This window comes from Trebonia sp. (genome assembly GCF_049794275.1).
Lineage (GTDB): Bacteria > Actinomycetota > Actinomycetes > Streptosporangiales > Streptosporangiaceae > Trebonia.
Genome location: NZ_JBARCR010000384.1, coordinates 1 through 3,251 on the forward strand (window position 1 = coordinate 1; position 3,251 = coordinate 3,251).

The following is a 3,251-nucleotide window of genomic DNA, read 5'->3' on the forward strand; positions in this document are numbered from 1 at the left end:
CCGGACGAACCGTCAGCACACCGGGCTCGGCGGCCAGGGCGGCGGTCAGCGCCTTGTCCTGGACGGTCGCAGAGCGTGGCTCGCGCACGGTGACGGCCAGCAGCACGCGCAGGTCACCGAGCCGCCGCGCCAGGTGGGCGAGGAACCGCTGGGACGGCGGGTCGGCCCACTGCAGGTCGTCGATGGCCAGCAGCAGCGGCGCCCGCTGCGCGATGTCCGCGGTCAGCCAGTACAGGCCGTGCAGCACCGCGTAGGCGTCCTCGTCGCGCGGCCGCTCCGGCTGGATCAGCGCCCGGGCCGCCAGCGTGGCCGCGTCCTCCCGCGTCCCGCCGGAAGAACTGCGCAGCTCACTATCGAACAGCTGCGTGACGACGCCCCAGGCGTAGCCGTCCTCGTATTCGGCGGCCCGCGCGGTCAAGACCGTCATCCCGGCGGCGGCCGCGCGGTCGCACGCGTGCGCCAGCAGCCGCGTCTTCCCGATCCCGGCGGCGCCTTCCACGAGGAGCACCGAGCCGGAGCCCGCGACCGCCGCGTCGATCGCGGCGTCGATCGCGGCTGCTTCCGCCGCCCGCTCGAGCAGCGGGCCTGCGGTCGGCTCCTCGGCACGCACCATGCCTCGTGATAGTAAGCAGTGGCCGGAGGGGACGCTACCGCGCCTGCCGGAATATGGCGTTGCGGATTAGCGACAGTGTCAGGTTGCTGCCTCGGAGACGAGCAACTGGCCCTGTGGCGGAGGCACCGTACGTTCCGGAGAACTGTTCTTAGTCAGCGCCAGCCAGCCGAGCAGCGCGAGCGGGTAGGCGAAGTACCCGAACCGCGTCGACGGGTCCAGGACGAACATGACCGCGTAGCCGACCGCGAGGCGCCACGCGACGGCACGGGCGTCGCGCGGGGGACGGAGCAGGATCCAGGCCGTGAACGCCACGGCGGCCGCCACCATCAGCACCACCACCGTGTCATGCCCGACGGTGCCCAGGCCGGCGATCAGGTGGCCGGGCAGCGGACTCGCCGCGGGGGTCTTGTGCTTGGTGAGGCCGAGCGGGAAGTCGACCAGGTTGTCCTTGACGGCCTTGACGTCGGTCGACGTGGCCATCGCCTCCGGCGCCGCGAGCAGCACCAGAACACCGGTGGCGGCCAGCGCGGTCGCGCTGAACCTCGCCGCGGCGCGCGGAGCGTACTGGACCCACGCCATGATCGCGAGCACCGGGACCGCGGCCCACGCCGTGGTCTTCATCGCGCAGGCGGCCGCGAGCACAATGGCGGCCCTGACCACCTTGCCGCGGTCCGCCCAGGCCAGCGCCAGGCAGGTCAGCGCGATGACCGGCGGGTCGGTGACGCCAAGCGCCAGCGGGAAGGCGATCACCGGGGAGGCGACGGCGAGCGCGGTCGCCCCCGCGATGCGAGTGCGGCAGTGCGGGCAGTCACGCAACCGGTGCGGCGAGGCGACCACGAAGGCGGCGGCGATCAGCACAATCGTGGTGATCGTGACCCAGATCCGCGTGTCGCCGAGCACCCCGTGGATGCCGACCGCGCGCGGCAGGCCGAAGACGTCCATCAGGGGCAGGTACGGGTTGTACGCCTTCCAGCCGGTGAGCTGGCCAGGCGGAAGGTAGGGCGTGCCGTATTTCAGGACATGATCGGCGGCGCGGCCGATGACGAGCACCTCCGCCGTCGCCGCCGTCCTGGTCATCAGCCACACCAGCGGCGCCACCAGCGCGCCGCCCAGCGCCACGGCGAGCGGCAGCACCCAGCTCCTGGTGGCCAGCATCAGCATGGTCGCGATCGCGTAGCCGCCGAAGGCCCAGACGGCCCACGTGCCGTCAGCGTGCCCGGTGAACACCATCGCGGCGGCGTAGACAGTAAACGCGGCAAAGCACGCCGCGACCACGCGGCGCCCTGGCCATACCGCATGCTCGGATCCCAGCCCCGTTGGCTGGGCGGCACTTGCCCCTGCCACCCATCCAGTATCCATGCTCCAGAACGGTAAAGTGACCGCCAGCCCCGCGCATCGGCCGTAGTGCGTACTCCTCGCGGGGGAGTTCCGGCGGCCTGGCTAGGGCAGCTTCCAGTCGATGGGCTCGGCATTCTGCCGCTGCAGGAGCTGGTTGGCCCGGCTGAACGGGTGCGTGCCAAAAAATCCGCTGTTAGCGGACATGGGGCTCGGGTGCGCCGACTCGATGCGGGGGACCTTCGGCCCGAGGAATGCGGCTGTGTTGCGGGCGTCGCGGCCCCACAGGATCGCGACGAGCGGCTTGTCCCTGGCCGCCAGCGCGCGGATCGCCTGTTCGGTGACCTCTTCCCAGCCCTTGCCGCGGTGCGAGCCTGGCTTGCCAGGTTCGACGGTGAGGACTCTGTTCAGGAGGAGCACGCCGCGTTCGGCCCAGGGGGTGAGGTCGCCGGTGGCGGGGGCCGGGTAGCCGAGGTCGTCGGAGTACTCGCGGAAGATGTTGACCAGGCTGCCGGGCAGCCGCTTGACGCTGGGCGCTACTGAGAAGCTGAGGCCCACTGGGTGTCCGGGCGTCGGGTACGGATCCTGGCCGACGATCAGCACCTTGACGTCGGCGAACGGCTGCTTGAACGCCCTCAGCACGAGGTCGCCGGCGGGAAGGTATTTTTTGCCGCTTTTGACCTGCTCGCGCAGGAAATCGCCCATCCGCGCGATCTGGTCCGCTACTGGCTCAAGGGCCTCGGCCCAGCCCGCTTCGACAATGGTGGACAACGGCTCAGGCATGGCCGAACTCTAATGCCCATGCGCGCGGGGCGAAAGCAACGCAGCGCGGTTGGGGCTGCCCGGCGGGCGTCCGCCGGGCAGCCTCGTCACGTGGTACTGGCTGGCTTACTGGCCCTGGTTCTGGTCCCCGTACTGATCCTGGTTGGGGTCGTAGCCGCTCTGGTCGCCCTGGTTCTGGTTCTGGTTCTGGTAACCGCCCTGCGTGGGGTCTTGGTAGCCGGGCTGGTTGGGGTCCTGGTAGCCGCCCATGCCGGAATCCTGGGGACCGCCCTGCTGCTCTTCCTCTGCCTGGTTTCCAGATTGGCCCTTGAACCTATCAACTCGACTTTCGCGGTTATGCCGCGAGGTCTTCCCAGGCCAGGCGGATGACGTTGATTTCTTCGGGGGTTGGCTAGGGCAGTCTCACCGGACATGCCAGGCGGCTGCGGCGCGGCGGGCATCATGATGGCGTGCGACGAGTGGTCATCCTCGGCCGGGGCGGCGCGGGCAAGTCGGCCCTGGCACGGCAGCTCAGCGACGT

4 protein-coding genes are annotated in these 3,251 nt (G+C 70.5%); all 4 read right to left on the reverse strand.

All coding sequences use genetic code 11. From position 1 onward, the window contains the following. Positions 1–613, reverse strand: a 613-nt coding sequence (locus tag WA805_RS10460; protein ID WP_425242242.1) for an AAA family ATPase, incomplete at its 3' end; no start/stop codon positions are given. Between the two features lie 78 nt (positions 614–691). Next, positions 692–1,972: a glycosyltransferase 87 family protein gene (locus WA805_RS10465; RefSeq protein ID WP_422325560.1), complete on the reverse strand. Its 1,281-nt coding sequence runs from the start codon at positions 1,970–1,972 to the stop codon at positions 692–694. A gap of 81 nt (positions 1,973–2,053) precedes the next feature. Beyond that, entirely contained in the window at positions 2,054–2,731 is a 678-nt protein-coding gene (locus WA805_RS10470) for a uracil-DNA glycosylase (RefSeq protein ID WP_422272920.1), read from the reverse strand. Between the two features lie 105 nt (positions 2,732–2,836). Then, positions 2,837–2,980, reverse strand: coding sequence for a hypothetical protein (locus WA805_RS10475; RefSeq protein WP_422288013.1), 144 nt, complete (start codon positions 2,978–2,980; stop codon positions 2,837–2,839). Positions 2,981–3,251: the final 271 nt, after the last annotated feature.